This window comes from Acinetobacter pittii ATCC 19004 = CIP 70.29, assembly GCF_000369045.1.
In the GTDB taxonomy this organism is placed as follows: Bacteria; Pseudomonadota; Gammaproteobacteria; order Pseudomonadales; family Moraxellaceae; genus Acinetobacter; species Acinetobacter pittii.
This window is the reverse complement of the sequence record NZ_KB849789.1, coordinates 122777-137919: the sequence shown is the minus strand read 5'-3', so window position 1 is coordinate 137919 and position 15143 is coordinate 122777. Positions and strand designations below refer to the sequence as shown.

The 15143-nt window shown below is 38.1% G+C and carries 16 protein-coding genes; 7 read left to right on the top strand and 9 right to left on the bottom strand.

Annotated elements, in window-relative coordinates; genetic code table 11:
- Positions 1–232: 232 nt before the first annotated feature.
- Together dcd and F928_RS11100 are read right to left on the bottom strand one after the other, a co-directional pair.
- The gene (gene dcd, locus F928_RS11105; RefSeq protein ID WP_002120290.1) at positions 233–802 is read right to left on the bottom strand and encodes a dCTP deaminase; all 570 of its coding nucleotides are present in this window, start codon (positions 800–802) and stop codon (positions 233–235) included.
- Between the two features lie 114 nt (positions 803–916).
- Complete coding sequence (locus tag F928_RS11100; RefSeq protein WP_005071033.1) at positions 917–1510, bottom strand: LysE family translocator; 594 nt, start codon at positions 1508–1510, stop codon at positions 917–919.
- Between the two features lie 362 nt (positions 1511–1872).
- On the opposite strand from F928_RS11100, the gene F928_RS11095 reads away from it, so the two are divergent.
- Complete coding sequence (locus F928_RS11095; protein ID WP_016802582.1) at positions 1873–2439, top strand: DUF2062 domain-containing protein; 567 nt, start codon at positions 1873–1875, stop codon at positions 2437–2439.
- Positions 2440–2471: 32 nt separating this feature from the next.
- Here the strand turns inward: F928_RS11095 and F928_RS11090 are convergent, their stop codons facing one another.
- From F928_RS11090 to F928_RS11080, 3 genes are all read right to left on the bottom strand, one after another.
- Entirely contained in the window at positions 2472–3344 is an 873-nt protein-coding gene (locus F928_RS11090) for a 5'-methylthioadenosine/S-adenosylhomocysteine nucleosidase (protein WP_002120400.1), read from the bottom strand.
- A gap of 143 nt (positions 3345–3487) precedes the next feature.
- On the bottom strand, positions 3488–4678 hold the full coding sequence (gene apbC, locus F928_RS11085) for an iron-sulfur cluster carrier protein ApbC (protein WP_002120320.1): 1191 nt from the start codon (positions 4676–4678) through the stop codon (positions 3488–3490).
- 145 nt (positions 4679–4823) lie between these two features.
- Positions 4824–5324 carry a hypothetical protein gene (locus F928_RS11080; RefSeq protein ID WP_002120385.1) on the bottom strand — a complete coding sequence of 167 codons (501 nt, stop codon included), beginning with the start codon at positions 5322–5324 and terminating at the stop codon, positions 4824–4826.
- A gap of 284 nt (positions 5325–5608) precedes the next feature.
- On the opposite strand from F928_RS11080, the gene metG reads away from it, so the two are divergent.
- Entirely contained in the window at positions 5609–7675 is a 2067-nt protein-coding gene (gene metG, locus F928_RS11075; RefSeq protein ID WP_005075221.1) for a methionine--tRNA ligase, read from the top strand.
- 82 nt (positions 7676–7757) lie between these two features.
- Here metG and F928_RS11070 read toward each other — a convergent pair whose 3' ends face one another.
- From F928_RS11070 to F928_RS11060, 3 genes are all read right to left on the bottom strand, one after another.
- Positions 7758–8093 (bottom strand): CREC-EF hand family protein, encoded by a 336-nt coding sequence (locus F928_RS11070; RefSeq protein WP_005075220.1) that lies wholly within the window; start codon positions 8091–8093, stop codon positions 7758–7760.
- Positions 8074–8262, bottom strand: coding sequence for an NF038215 family lipoprotein (locus F928_RS22515; protein ID WP_005075219.1), 189 nt, complete (start codon positions 8260–8262; stop codon positions 8074–8076). Before F928_RS22515 ends, F928_RS11070 begins: the two co-directional genes overlap by 20 nt.
- A 162-nt stretch (positions 8263–8424) precedes the next feature.
- Positions 8425–9048: a LysE family translocator gene (locus F928_RS11060; RefSeq protein ID WP_005075218.1), complete on the bottom strand. Its 624-nt coding sequence runs from the start codon at positions 9046–9048 to the stop codon at positions 8425–8427.
- Positions 9049–9227: 179 nt separating this feature from the next.
- Here F928_RS11060 and F928_RS11055 point away from each other — a divergent pair, with 179 nt between their 5' ends.
- The 5 genes from F928_RS11055 (at position 9228) to F928_RS11035 (ending at position 14859) form a co-directional block, all read left to right on the top strand.
- Positions 9228–9797, top strand: a complete 570-nt coding sequence (locus tag F928_RS11055; protein WP_016806050.1) for a TetR/AcrR family transcriptional regulator — start codon at positions 9228–9230, stop codon at positions 9795–9797.
- Positions 9794–11437: an MFS transporter gene (gene emrB / locus F928_RS11050; protein ID WP_005075215.1), complete on the top strand. Its 1644-nt coding sequence runs from the start codon at positions 9794–9796 to the stop codon at positions 11435–11437. Before F928_RS11055 ends, emrB begins: the two co-directional genes overlap by 4 nt.
- A 39-nt stretch (positions 11438–11476) precedes the next feature.
- A complete protein-coding gene (gene hlyD / locus F928_RS11045) occupies positions 11477–12595 on the top strand; it encodes an HlyD family secretion protein (RefSeq protein WP_005075213.1) in 1119 nt (372 codons plus the stop codon).
- A 65-nt stretch (positions 12596–12660) separates the two neighbouring features.
- On the top strand, positions 12661–13542 hold the full coding sequence (dcyD, locus tag F928_RS11040; RefSeq protein ID WP_002120010.1) for a 1-aminocyclopropane-1-carboxylate deaminase/D-cysteine desulfhydrase: 882 nt from the start codon (positions 12661–12663) through the stop codon (positions 13540–13542).
- Positions 13543–13659: 117 nt separating this feature from the next.
- Entirely contained in the window at positions 13660–14859 is a 1200-nt protein-coding gene (locus F928_RS11035) for a BaiN/RdsA family NAD(P)/FAD-dependent oxidoreductase (protein ID WP_002120047.1), read from the top strand.
- A gap of 12 nt (positions 14860–14871) precedes the next feature.
- On the opposite strand, the gene F928_RS11030 is transcribed toward F928_RS11035, so the two are convergent.
- On the bottom strand, positions 14872–15042 hold the full coding sequence (locus F928_RS11030; protein ID WP_002120038.1) for a hypothetical protein: 171 nt from the start codon (positions 15040–15042) through the stop codon (positions 14872–14874).
- Between the last annotated feature and the right edge of the window lie 101 nt (positions 15043–15143).

The window sequence follows — 15143 nt, the reverse complement described above, 5'->3', positions numbered from 1 at the left end:
TAAATATTTAACTAAACATTATCAAAGAGAGCCTATATCAACCACATTTGCCTTTAAATTCTGTGATGCAGAACAAAAAACAAATCAATTATTGATCATATTATATCATTTTTTACAAAAGGAAACTGTCGTTTATCATAATTCCGATAAACGCTTCTCAAAAAAATTTTATTTATAAAATTGGGCCACCTAAGTGACCCATTATTTTTAAAATCTTTTCATCGAGGAAAGATTAAGTTTTAGGAAGCGTAACACCTGTTTGACCTTGGTATTTACCACCACGGTCTTTATAAGAGGTTTCACATACTTCATCACTTTCAAAGAATAGCATTTGTGCTACGCCTTCCCCAGCATAAATACGTGCAGGTAAATTTGTCGTATTTGAAAATTCTAACGTAACGTGACCTTCCCATTCAGGTTCTAATGGAGTCACATTTACAATAATACCGCAACGAGCGTAGGTCGATTTACCTAAGCACACTGTTAACACATTGCGAGGTATACGGAAATATTCAATTGTACGCGCTAGAGCAAATGAGTTTGGCGGAATAATACAAACGTCAGACTCAATATCGATAAAACTTTTGTCATCAAAATTCTTTGGATCGACAATTGCAGAATGTACGTTTGTAAAAACCTTGAATTCACGGGCACAGCGTACATCATAACCATAGCTAGAGACCCCGTAGGAAATCAACTTTTCACCATTTTTATCAAAACGGACTTGATTCTCTGCATAAGGTTCAATCATGCCGTGTTTTTCGCTCATCTCGCGAATCCAACGATCAGACTTAATGGCCATGTATTTTCTATCCAAAAGGTAAATTCATTGATTTCGACGTACTTTAACTTAAAAAACCAATTATGAAAACAACACAGAGCTACTCAAATAAATAAGAATAGCTCAGCAGTACGTTTAAAGGTTCAGTAAAGCAGAATAACTAATTGGAATTGAAAAGCTGACCAATACAAGTGAAGCGGTTTTTTGCAAGTTAGTTTGATTTAACCAACCCACTTTCTTAGAAGCTAAAACCGATCCCAAGAAAATCCAGAACAATGCAATTGGGGTAATAAGCGCTAAATAAGCCATCATATGAATTAAATAAATATGAAAATTACTCCATGCAGCTACCGGGAAAATTGCTGAGGCAAAGAGTAAGGCTTTTGGGTTTAATAAAGTGGCGCAGAATAACTCACGAGCACGAATCGTTGGCTGATTTAATTCAACTTCTTGATTTGCCGTATGCCATAACTTGATGGCTAAGAAAATAATATAGCAAGCGCTCAATAGCTTTAGAATAGGCGGCAGCATTGGTAGTGTGCTAGACACTTTTCCAATCAGCATTCCCCATGCAGAAATAGAGATTACATAACCCAAAACTTCTGCTGGAATAAGTTTTACTGACTTCCTTAAACCCACTTGTACTCCTGAAGAAGCGAGCAGAGTATTGGTTGGGCCTGGAGTAAGTAAAATTGTGGCTACTAAGCCAATAAAAAGCCATGAAATCATTGAATGACCTCACAATATAGTCATCTCAGATTAATAGATATCCTGTCACAAGGCAAAAGGTAATTGTAAGACAAAGTATTTCAAGTTATTTTCAAAATAAAAATAAAGTATATAAAAACAAATATTTATAAAATTACCACATAAAGTCGAGAAGAAAACTTTACGGTCAGTTGTTATACTTTTCAAATAGATTCTGAGTTAAGTAACATAACTATTTTTATTTTAAGTCTATTTTTCCATCAAAAGTCTTTATAATAAAAAATATATAGCACTGGTAAGTTTAAATTTTAAGCTTTTAATAAGTTTCAATTCATATATTGTTTCTGATTTTTTATATAGAGCATCGCGCTTTACTACCCTTAATGATTATGGCAAAGCATTTTTTTCAATCTTGGCTTCCCTCCCCCGAGAAAGTTTCAAATATGAAATTTCTAAGGATTTTTGGTAAAAAGACTCTTAATCCTGTGCTTTGGTATGTCAATCGAAAATCAATTACCCGAGCTGTTTTTGTCGGAACTTTTTTTGGTTTACTGCCTATTCCTTTTCACAGCGTATTTATTGTGATGGCTGTATTACTATTCGAAGTAAATTTACCAATTAGCTTGATGCTCGCTTGGTTAAGTAACCCGCTTACATTAGTTCCTATTCTATATATTGGTTTTTGGTTCGGTGCACACATTTTTCATGTGCATATGATTAACAAAGAAATGCTGCTAGGTGTATTGCATCAGATTTCTCGTTGGATTACTCATTTCGGCCATGGCCACATTGATTTTAGTCTTGCGAAAATCTTGATGACTGGACTTGTTGTAGAAGCTTTTGTATTTGCTGTTATTTTATATATATGCACAGAAATTTTCTGGCGCTGGATGGTTGTTAAAAACTGGAAAAGTAGACATCATCAAAAGAAGCAAGAAGAGGTTTTATAAAAGCTTCACTCTTCTTGCATAAGTTTAAATCATTATTTCGGTAGTTTTGATTTCATATATTCTTCGGCCACATTAAGCACATATTCTTGGCAAGCCTCTCCTGTACCAGGGTCATAAGCTCCGTTATTGGTAATATTATTAGATAAGATTCGAATGCCTAGGAAAGGAACATTAAACTGGCTTGCAATTTGTGCAACAGAAGCCGCTTCCATTTCTTCAACAGAAGTACCATAACGCTGGTGGAAAAATTGAATACGGTCAAGTTCATTATTCCAGACATCTGCTGAACCAATCGTTCCTTCAACCACATCACCTTTATCATAACGGACTTTATGTGCCGCCATTAACAACTCTTGGTCACCTTCAAATTTGCGTATTGCAATCGGCTCTGGGTCAGATTCATCTGTTGGTAACACATCAAAAGCCTCAACCCATGTGAGTGAGTTTGAACCACCACCCACTGGCTGTTTAGGTGTTCTAAATGCACCAATATTGGTTGTATATTTTCCTAAAACAATATCATATACATGCAAGTCAGGATCATGTCCACCTGAGGTTCCCTGATTGATGATCGCAATTGGTTTATAGCGTTCAATCGCTAGAGCAGTTGCTGCAGCAGAGTTACTCATACCCATGCGGGTTTTAGAAATAATCATTGGATAACCATTATAGGTACCTTTCCAAAAGGTCCATCCTCCAATGGTTTCAACAGTCTTATTTTCTAATTTTGAAGCCATTCTTTCCGACTCTACAGGTAAAGCACCCTGAATAATGATCGGCTGTAACTTCTGTTTTTGTTCCTGAACTGTTGGTGTTTGTGAAGCAGATGAGTTGTCATCGTTACATCCAACTAAAAATAAAGCGCTACATAAACTGATTACGCCCAAACTATACTTAAATTGCATTTTTTAACCTTTCTTTTTAAAAAGTGTAAGGTAGCAATCTACATGCCAATTTCAAGTTCAGCTTTGTTATTAGGAATCAGTAATTTAATTTTTTATTTTAATCACATGATAAAAAACCCGACTTAAAGCCGGGTTTTAATAAATTAGAAAATACGCTTATCATCACGTGTGCGTTGAGGGATTTTTTCAATCTGCTGCCAGACTGATTTAGCAATCTCAATATAACTATCAGCCGCATCATCCATTGCCACAACACTCGGTTTACCCTGATCAGCATGTTCACGTATTTGAGCATTTAGAGGCAAACGGCCTAACAATGGAATATGGTATTGCTCGGAAAGCTTATCACCACCACCGATACCAAAAATTTGCTCTTCATGACCACAGTTTGAGCAAATATGAGTCGACATGTTTTCGACAACACCTAATACTGGAATACCCACTTTATTAAATAATTCAATTCCTTTGGTCGCATCAAGCAAGGCAACATTTTGTGGAGTGGTCACAATGATGGAGCCTGTAACCGGAATACGCTGTGCAAGCGTAAGCTGAATATCACCAGTACCTGGTGGCATATCAATCATGAGTACATCTAAATCAGGCCAAAGTGTTTGATTAAACAATTGCATTAGAGCGCCTGTTGCCTTTGGTCCACGCCACGCGACAGGTGTGTTGTTATCACCAGTTAAATGTCCAATAGAAAGCACAGCCATACCATAAGCATCTAAAGGTACAAAATTTTCACTTTCAATAAGTGGAGTTTTGCCAGCGTTTCCTAGCATTGTGGGAATACTTGGACCATAGATGTCAGCATCTAATACCCCAACCTTAAGACCCATTTTTTGCAAGGCAAGTGCCAAATTGACGGTAGTTGTCGATTTACCAACACCACCCTTTCCAGATGAAACTAAAATAACATTCTTAATGCGAGGGTGAAGTGGAACATCTCTTTGTTGCGGAGCGGCTTTTTGAATCGGTGGATTATTTGGATCTGGTTCTGATTTAGGTGAGGCATCAAGCACAGGAGGTAAATTTGAACTTTCTTGTGTAGGGCGCTTTTGTTGAACCACGTGTAAATTAAGTTCTTCAATACCGCACTTTTCTAATGCACCCGCTAAATCATCATGGATTTGCTGCAAATGCTCTTTTTCATCAGGAAATGTATTAATCGTAAGTTGTAATACACGACCTTGAACTTGAAGCTGACTAATGCGCTCCTTTAAAGCATCTTTTGAATGCGGTAATAAATAATTTTGGAGTACGGTTTGGATTTCATCTTCTTTCACCTCTTGTGCGGGTGAAAAAACAGACTTTAATGAAGAAAGCCAAGACATATTGTTTACTCCAAAAACAGATCATTACAGCTTAATGGAGATAGTGTAACAGTATTGCTCCGCACTCGCTCACCTTGGGATGAATAATTACTAACTTCACATCTCATCTTTTAGGTAAGGAGTGCAGATTTTAGTTTAAATCAGCTTATTCAGCAGAATCATGGTTCTTTAATTTGTTGAGTTTATCGGTCGCAGTTTTCTTCAACTCATCAAGTTTTGCGGTTGCTTGCGTTTTCAACTCATCCAATTTTGTAGCAGCCTCTTCCTTTAATTCCGCAGCTTTGGCTTTCGCATCGTCAAGTTTATGAGCTGCTTCTGTACGCAAGTGATCAAACTTATCTTGTAGACTATGCTGAGCATCCTCAAGTTTACCTTTTAAATCAGTTGCTTTTTCTTCAAGAGCCTCTTTACCAGAAGCTTGTTTCTCTTTTACATTTTCCTTTAAATCGTCCAAAGTTTTTTCGCCTTGTACTTTTGCATCAGCTGCTTTTGCCTTTAATTGGTCTACCTTATCTTCAACTGCTTCTTTACCAGCAGCTTGCTTCTCTTTTACATTTTCCTTTAAATCGTCCAAAGCTTTTTCACCTTGTACTTTTGCATCAGCCGCTTTTGCCTTTAATTCATCTAATTTATTTTCTGTAGTCATCGTTGTTATCCTCATAGTTAATTAAAAAATTACCTGAATAAGTTATTAGTTATACATCGTTATGGCTTATTTTCTGACCGTAACTGCAATTTGAAACAAAGACAATACAGGAAGATTCAAATATTTTTTGATTTGTTTATCTGTTCTAAAGAGAAACCATGCCTGACCAAAATCCATTTTAATAGAAATCGCTTATGCCAAGCTGGAGATTATTAATCTTTGCTTATCTCCGTGCATCAGTTAAAATCTTCCACCTTATAAATACGAATGAGAGAATGAAATCCGTGCGTAAAATTTTAGTCACTAATGCCCTCCCTTATGCTAATGGTCCAATTCATATGGGTCATTTACTCGGTTACATCCAGGCAGATATCTGGGTTCGTGCCATGCGAGCAATGGGTCATGATGTGACGTATGTATGTGCGGATGATGCTCACGGTACAGCAATTATGCTACGTGCCGAAGCAAACGGTATTAGCCCAGAAGAGCAAATTGCGAATGTTCAAAAAGAACATATCCGTGATTTTGACGGTTTTGGCGTACATTTCGATCATTACGATTCAACGCATAGCGATGCAAACAAAGCACGTTCAACAGATATCTATATTAAAAACCGTGAAGCTGGAAATATTGCAGTTCGTCCTGTAACTCAGTTATTTGACCCAGAAAAAGGGATGTTCTTGTCTGACCGTTTCATTAAAGGTACATGCCCAAAATGTAAGTCAGAAGATCAATACGGCGACTCATGTGAAGTGTGTGGTACGACTTATAATGCAACTGAGTTACTTAATCCACGTTCAACATTAAGTGGCGCAACACCAGTTGAAAAATCATCAGATCACTATTTCTTCAAGCTTCCAAACTTCTCTGAATATTTACAAAAATGGACGCGTGACGAAGGACGTTTACCTCTTTCAATTGCAAACAAGTTAGATGAATGGTTTGAAGCTGGTTTAGCAGATTGGGATATCTCTCGTGATGCACCATATTTTGGCTTTGAAATTCCAGACGCACCAAATAAATATTTCTACGTATGGGTAGATGCCCCAATTGGTTATATGTCTAGTTTTGAAAACTACATCAAAACTAAACGCCCAGATTTAAACTTTGATGATTTCTGGAAAAAAGACAGCCAAAACGATGTTTATCATTTTATTGGGAAAGACATTGTTTATTTCCATGCTTTATTCTGGCCTGCAATGCTTGAAGGTGCGAACTATCGCACTCCAACTGGTCTTTTTGTAAATGGTTTCTTAACTGTAAATGGACAAAAAATGTCTAAGTCTCGCGGTACTTTCATTAAGGCCGAGACGTATTTACAGCATTTAAACCCAGAATATTTACGCTACTACTTTGCATCTAAGCTTTCAGATAAAGTTGAAGACTCTGACTTGAACCTTGATGACTTTGTTCAGAAAGTAAATTCAGACTTAGTCGGTAAAGTCGTTAATATTGCTAGTCGTTGTGCGAAATTTATCAACAGCAGCTTTAACAATACGTTATCTGCTCAATGTGCAGAAACTGATTTAGTACAAAGTTTTATTGATGCTGGCGATTCAATCGCTGCTGCATATGAAGCACGTGAATTCTCTACGGCGATCCGTGAAATCATGGCGCTAGCTGACCGTGCAAACCAATATATTGATGAGAAAAAGCCTTGGGCACTTGCTAAACAAGAAGGTCAAGAGCAACAAGTTCTTGACGTCTGCTCTGTGGGTATCAACTTATTCCGTCAACTCGCAGTGTACTTAGCTCCAGTTCTACCAACTTTAGCTCAACAAGTTCAAGATTTCTTAAAACTTGACAGCTTCGATTTCGAGTCACGCAAACAAATTCTTGTAAGCCATGAGATTGCGCAGTTCCAACCGCTTATGCAGCGTGTTGATCCAAAAGCTGTTGCAGCTATGGTTGATGCATCTAAAGAGTCTTTAGGTGCTCCTGCTCCAGAAGCAGCAAAAGCGGCAACGAAAAAAGACAAAGCAGCTGAGAAAAAAGCAGCCCCTACTCCAGCAGTTGGTGAAGCTGAAATTATCGGTATTGAAGATTTCTTAAAAGTTGACTTACGTGTTGCTCAGGTCGTTGAAGCAGGTACAGTTGAAGGTTCAGATAAACTACTACAACTTACTTTAGACGTTGGTGAAGCTGAACCACGCAATGTATTCAGTGGCATTCGTAGCCAATACGCACCAGAAGACCTAAAAGGTAAATTGGTTGTTATGGTTGCTAACCTTGCACCACGAAAAATGCGTTTTGGTATTTCAAACGGTATGGTACTTGCTGCCGGAAATGGTGAAGGTATTTTCATTATTTCTCCAGACAGCGGTGCGAAACCTGGCGATAAAGTTTCTTAATCTGCTTTCAAAAAAAGCTCCCTAAATTGGGAGCTTTTTTATTTTTAAGGGCTTTGAATAGGTTTAAAAGAGGCTTACTAAATTAGGACCACGGCCACCCTTCGCAAGGGTTATTAAATAAAACGTGTATATTTCCCAACTCTTCATTTGTTAAATAGCCATTCTTATTTTCATCTAAATAATGAAATAGCTCTGTCTGTTTGTTTTCACTTTGAAAACGCTTATCACTCGGCCAGTTATAAGGATAAAAGTCTTCAACCCGTTGAAATTCTTTTTGGCTATACATGCCATCATGATTTAAATCATATTTTTCCTGAAAAAGCTCCCAATCTAAAGAAGCAGGCTCACATGCACTTACCATATTCAAAACACAGTAAGTTGCACATCCAGCAAGTAACTTAATAGTTAGATTGCTCATGATTATTCACTTGTATATCGGAAATTTTATAGTCCTTTTCGTGAACTGGAGAACCAGCAATACTCATGGCCCGCTCATTTGCCGGTTGTTGCTTACTCATCGTTCTCATCTCACATCCTGTAGTTAAGATGAGAAAAACTACAGAAATGCTCACCATTAGTTTTTTCATAACGTGATCCTCATTTCTTTTTGTTTTATTTATTAAGTTACCACTTTTAAAGTGTTTAAGTGCTAAAAAAGATATTTCAATTTGTATATATTTTACGCAAAAATAAAGCCAGACTATAAATAGCTGGCTTTGGATTTTTTAGATATTTTAATTAAAGACTTATCATTTGAAGAAAATTAACTTTAAGCCTAATACACTCACAATACTTCCAGCTACTCGGTCAACGGCAGTTTTTGCTTTTAAGTACATTGTTCTAGGCTTCTCTGAAGAGAGCAGCATTGCCACACATGAGTACCAACCCGCATCAATCATAAAACAAATCACTGGTAATGCGACATAGTAATAATTAGGGATTTCTTTTGGCAGTAAAGCCGTAAATACGCTGGCCAATACAACTGCGATTTTTGGATTACTTAACTGGGTAATTAAGCCATATCGATATGCCTGCTTATAGGTCATTTTCGATTTGCCATCGTTTTCCATCGCAATTGGTTCTTTAGCATGTTTAATAATTTTAAAAGCCAGCCAAAGCAAATATAGCCCACCACCAATTTTTAAAATTAGATAAGCAGAAGGCACCGCCAATAAAACTGCTTGCAATCCCATAACTGCTAATAGACCAAAAAGCGCTGCGCCTGTCCCCGTCCCTAAAGCGGTAAACAACCCATGTTTACGTGATTTAGAAATTGAATTTTGTGCAACATAAATAAAGCTTGGCCCAGGACTTATTGCTCCAAACATCAATGCCATCGCAATTGAAAAAAGAGGAATAAGGGACTCAAACATTGTATTGACCTAGCATCATGCAATTGCGCGGTATTCTAACAGCTTTTTATGACACATATAAAAATGGCGAAGATATAAATGATGAAAATTGAATTTTCATGTTTTTACAATTTAAATCTTCACAACGGACAAAAATGTCCGTTAAATATATAACCTTTAGAACTCCCCAAACCGATGACATGAGTAAACGTCAAAAAATTGCAGCCCATAATCGGGATGAATTACTCAATGCAGCCGAAGAATGTTTTCGTATTCATGGTATTAATGTTCCCTTACAAGTTGTGATTGACCACGCTGAGGTCGGCAGAGCAACTTTTTACCGCAACTTTTGTGATCGAAAAGCTTTAATTAGTGCACTTTTAGAACGCGCGATTACACAGCTAGAGCAAAAAGCAGCTCATTTTCAACAATTCGAAGATGGTTTATTTCGTTTAATTGAAGGACATATTGGACAACTTCCCAAACTCGCAATTTTGCAAGATTTTTGGAGAGTGATTGATCGACAAGATCCAATTATGTTAAAAATTTATGAACGGCGAAATAATGCACTTAACCCACTGATTGAAAATGCGATAGAACAAAAATTGTGCCGAGCTGATCTGACCGCCGATGACTATGCAATGGTCACAGCAATGTTGGGTTCTTCATTTCAAGGACATGAGCCAGAAGAACAGACTCGCTTAGCAAAACGAGCAATTGAATTACTATTTCATGGTATTCAAATACAAAAAATTCGAGGGATAGAATGAGTAAAACGCCTCGTTATTTGGAAACACCACCCGACTGGACCCCAGAAGAGCAACCGACTTTACCTGGTTCACCAGCAGCTATTGCACACTCTGTACCTAAGCGGTTTATTTACTTTTTTATTGGTTTATTTATCGCCCTTTCGGCAAGCTTAAGTAATGGTTTTATTACGGCAAATTTACCTTTAATCCAAGGTGAGTATGGACTAACTCCTTCCGAAGCGGCTTGGTTACCTGCTGCTTATGTCATGGCAAATGTCAGTTCAAACCTGATTTTATTTAAAGCCCGGCAACAGTATGGCCTGAGAGTATTTTCGGAAATAGGACTCGTGATTTTTATTGCAGTTCTGGTATTGCATATTTTTGTGCATACTTATGAAATGGCCCTATTTGCGCGGGTTGTAGCTGGTTTAGCTGGTGCGCCATTAAGCTCTTTAGGTATGTATTACACCATGCAAGCTTTTAAAAAAGCAGACATGGCAAAAGGTATATATATTGCCTTTGGTTTTCAGCAACTTGGCGTGCCGTTAGCTTGGATTATTTCTCCATTTCTCGTAAATACAGATAGTTGGTCTGTTCTATATACCTTTGAGCTCGGCTTAGCACTTTGTTGTTTAGCCATGGTCGTTTCATTGAAGTTACCACGTAGCTTAAGAATTTATGTTTTTGAGAAGCAGGATTTCTTTACATTTGCTTTATTGGCTCCAGGTTTTGCCTGCTTGTGTATTGTGCTCACGCAAGGTCCAATTTTATGGTGGTTCAACAGTGAATGGCTTGCTTACGTCTTAATTGCAGGTTTTAGTTTAGTTGTTCTTGGTTTGCTCTATGAGCACTATCGTGCCAATCCATTAATTATGACACGCTGGTTAGGCGCCGCTTCGACCCTACGCTTCATTTTTGGTGCTTTTGCTATTCGACTTTTAATGTCAGAACAAAGCTACGCAGCTGTTAACTTCTTAAAAACAATGGGGATGGGTCCAGACCAATTTGTTCCACTCTATGTGGTCATATTGATAGGGATTTTAAGCGGAACACTTTTTAGTGCACTGACTTTTTCACGCGAACGGATTATCTTCCACTTACTTTTTGCAGAATTTTTAATTTTAGTCGCATGTGGACTAGATTATCACTTAACCAGTGATGTCCGACCTGTGAACTTCTTTGCAAGTCAGTTTTTAGTAGGCTTTGCAGGTGGTTTATTTATTGGGCCATTGCTCCTGATTGGCTTTGCGCAAACTTTGGCTAAAGGTCCTTCGTATGTGGTGACTTTTATTGTGCTGTTCTCTGCAACTCAAACATTTGGCGGCCTTGTCGGGTCTTCATTCTTCTCGACCTATCAACAACACCGCACACAAAACTATCAAGTCGAGATTATTAAAGATTTGGAACAAGCAGATCCTCTAGTTGCTCAAAGGCTCTCTACATATCAACGCAGTGCATCAGTTACGACTACTGACCCAGCATTACAAACAGCCCAATCCATGCGCTCACTTAATCAAGTGGTCACTCGTGAAGCGCAAGTGCGTGCCTACAATGACGTTATTGCATTAAACGGTATTTTTGCTGTCGCACTACTCTTGTGGGGTGGTTTTAATATTGCACGAAGTAAATATCTACAACGTAGAGGAATTAGCCGTCCTTAACGGCTTCTTTATTGATGAAATAGAAATTGAGATTGATATATGTCAGATGATCAAAACAAACCGGAACAAGCTCCACCTCAAGCAGCTCCCGCTCCATCTAACGAACCGGCACCTGCGAGCAAACTGATTCCAACAAAACGCTCAACTTTATTATGGATGCTAGTTGTGCTCATTGTCGGTATTTTAGTGATTTTGTGGGCATGGAGAATCGGACCCTTCGCAACGAGCGTTCAGCAAACTGACAATAGTTATGTTAAAGGTAAAACAACGATTTTATCGTCGCAAATTAATGGCTATGTTAAAGATGTATTAGTTAAGGACTTTGACCACGTTAAAAAGGGTCAAGTATTAATGCATATTGATGCAACCACCTACGACCAAAAAGTAACGCAAGCGGCTTCTGGAGTTGAACAAGCTAAAAATACTTTAGCCAATCAGACACAGTCTATTGCTCAAAAACAAGCTGATATTGTGGCTGCACAAGCAAAAGTAGATCAAGTTAAAGCTCAATATGAACTTTCTTTAGCACAGCTTAGACGATATCAACAGTTAGGTAATAGTGGAGCAGCTTCTAAATCTGAGCAAGATAAAGCCGCAGCAGATGCTGAAAATAACCTTGCAGCACTGAAGCAGGCAGAAGCCAATGTTTTAGTTGCCAAAGAAGCACTTAAAACGGCGCAGGTCGCGGAAGCTGGCTTAGAAGCACAAGTTTCCAGTGCTAAAGCACAACTAGATCAGGCACAAACTACCAAAGACTATAGTGTCATTGTTGCTCCAATGGATGGACAACTTGGTGAGGTGAACCCTCGTGTTGGGCAATATGTAGCAGCAGGGTCACAATTACTCTACCTCATTCCACAGCAAACTTGGGTGATTGCCAACTTTAAAGAAACCCAAATTGCCAATATGCGAATTGGGCAAAAAGCATGGTTTACAGTCGATGCGATGAAACACAAAAAATTTACAGGGCATGTTGAGCAGATCTCACCTGCTGCGGGTTCTGAGTTCAGTGTATTAAAGCCTGACAATGCAACAGGAAACTTTACCAAAGTGGTTCAACGAATTGCCGTACGCATTACCATTGATCCAAATCAAGAAGGAATAGAACACTTACGTCCTGGCATGTCAGTGATTACATCTGTCGATACAAGTTCGTAAACAGCTTTTTAAAGCTCTATTTAAAAAGCTACAATGTGATCAATCATTATTTTTCTCAATTTCTAATGTTTGATCACATTGCCCAACCTGTTTCCTATCAGCACATTGCCCCCCCCTCTTTAGTTCATCTCGACATTAAGCGATTAGATTTAGTTCATCCCCAAATTTCAGGCAATAAATTTTTCAAACTAAAATACAATCTGCTTGTCGCAAAACAACAAGGTTTATCGAGCATTTTGACTTTTGGAGGGGCCTATTCAAATCATATTGCCGCGACTGCCTATGCCGCTCATCTTTTTGGCTTAAAAAGTATTGGAATTATTCGTGGTGAAGAGTTAGCTGATAAGCCTCTTAATCCAACCTTAGCAAAAGCTCAAAGTTTAGGAATGTATCTACATTTTGTCTCACGCAATGAATATCGCTTACGAGATGATGCAAACTATCTTCAACAATTACGTCATCAATTTCCTGAAACTTTCATTATTCCTGAAGGCGGCACCAATGAATTGGCTGTTCAAGGTTGTCAGGAAATTCTGAGCCAAAGTGATTTAAATCAATATGATGTGATTTGCTGTGCAGTAGGAACTGGCGGAACGATTTCGGGGCTCATTGAAAGCAGTGGACTACACCAAAAAGTCTTAGGATTTTCGGCTTTAAAAGGTAACTTTTTACAACAAGAAATTCGGCAGTGGACCAAAAAACAGAACTGGTCTGTGACAGATGCATACTGCTGTGGTGGGTATGCAAAAACTTCACCCGAGTTATTGGCATTTATAGAAAGTTTTGAAGAGCAGCATGCGGTACCACTTGAACCGATCTATACGGGAAAGATGATGTTTGGTCTGTTTGATCTTATAAAGAATAATTACTTTTCTGAAGGAACTCGCATTCTGGCAATTCATTCTGGTGGTTTACAGGCAGATATAAGAAATAAATCACATCAATAACTAATTAGTTTTTAGTGCACATTACTTCGCATAGCAGTAAATGTCTTTAACATGACTAAGGCTCGGCATGATAGTATATGCCCCTTTTAAATTTTCACGATTAATCGAGAATCTCTTATGTCTAACAGTCATGTTGATGTCATTGTCTTAGGTGCAGGTGCTTCTGGACTCATGTTGGCTGCACATGCTGCTAAACGAGGACGCTCGGTTTTAATTTTAGAAAAAGCCAATAAAATTGGTAAAAAGATTTTAATGTCAGGCGGTGGTAAGTGTAACTTTACCAACCTGTATGTAGAGCCTGACAACTATATTTCTCATAATCCACACTTCGTTATTTCTGCCCTATCACGCTACAGCAACTGGGACTTTATCGGTTTGGTATGTGATTATAAAATTGCTTATGAAGAACGAAAACACGGGCAATTATTCACGCTAAACGGTGCTAAAGAAATTTTAGAGATGCTAGTGAGTGAATGTGATAAAACCAATAACGTTGATATCCAAACTCAATGTGAAGCTGTACAGATTGATCCATTAGAAAAAGGCGGTTTTACTGTACACACAAACCAAGGCCGATTTAGCTGTGAGTCATTAGTGGTTGCTACAGGTGGTTTATCCATTCCAACTTTGGGTGGTTCTGGATTTGGCTATGAACTGGCACAAAAATTTGGACATACGGTTTTCCCAACTCGCGCAGGGTTAGTCCCATTTACTTTTTCAGATCATATTAAAGAAGTCACTACACGCCTAAGTGGTAATGCTTTAGATGTGACTCTAAGTAACTCGAAGAATAGCTTTACTGAAGCATTATTGTTTACGCATCGTGGTTTGAGTGGTCCAAGTTCTTTACAGCTTTCAAACTATTGGAATACTGGTGAAAGTTTTAAAATTGACTTTTTCCCGAGCCAAGCTTTAGCAACTTATTTAAAAGATAAAAAGAAAGCCCAACCTAAAGTTTTATTGCGCACCCTTCTTAGTGAGTTTACTGCGAAAAGTATTATCCAAGAGCTACAACAACTTATATGGTCAGAGCAGAGCGAAACAGCGATTGGTAATATCAGTGATGCACAGCTAGACCATATTGCCGAACAGTTACACGGCTTTACTGTCAAACCATCAGGTACAGAAGGGTATCGTACTGCCGAAGTTACTTTAGGGGGAATTGATACAAGTGAAGTATCTTCCAAAACCATGGAAAGTAAAAAGCAAAAAGGATTGTTTTTTATTGGCGAAGTACTTGATGTGACTGGGCATTTAGGAGGCTATAACTTCCAATGGGCTTGGTCTTCCGCTTATGCAGCAGCACAATACGTTTAAATGATGAATAAGCTAATTTGAAGCTTTCGAATCATTTGAAGATTTTTCAGAATTACGTGTATGAGTTGTTGCCTGTTTTGATGAATTAGATTTGTTAAACACAAATTTATAAGCACTTGCTAAAAAACCTACCGTAATTCCCGCAATGACAATCGGTGCTAAAAAACGACCTGGTTTCTTCATCGTATTTTCCTCACTTATTTGTTTTTATAACGCTTAAAAAGAACGACCACTCAATATAGAGTGGTCGAACTTATCACAAAAATCAAAGATTTTTTGTACGG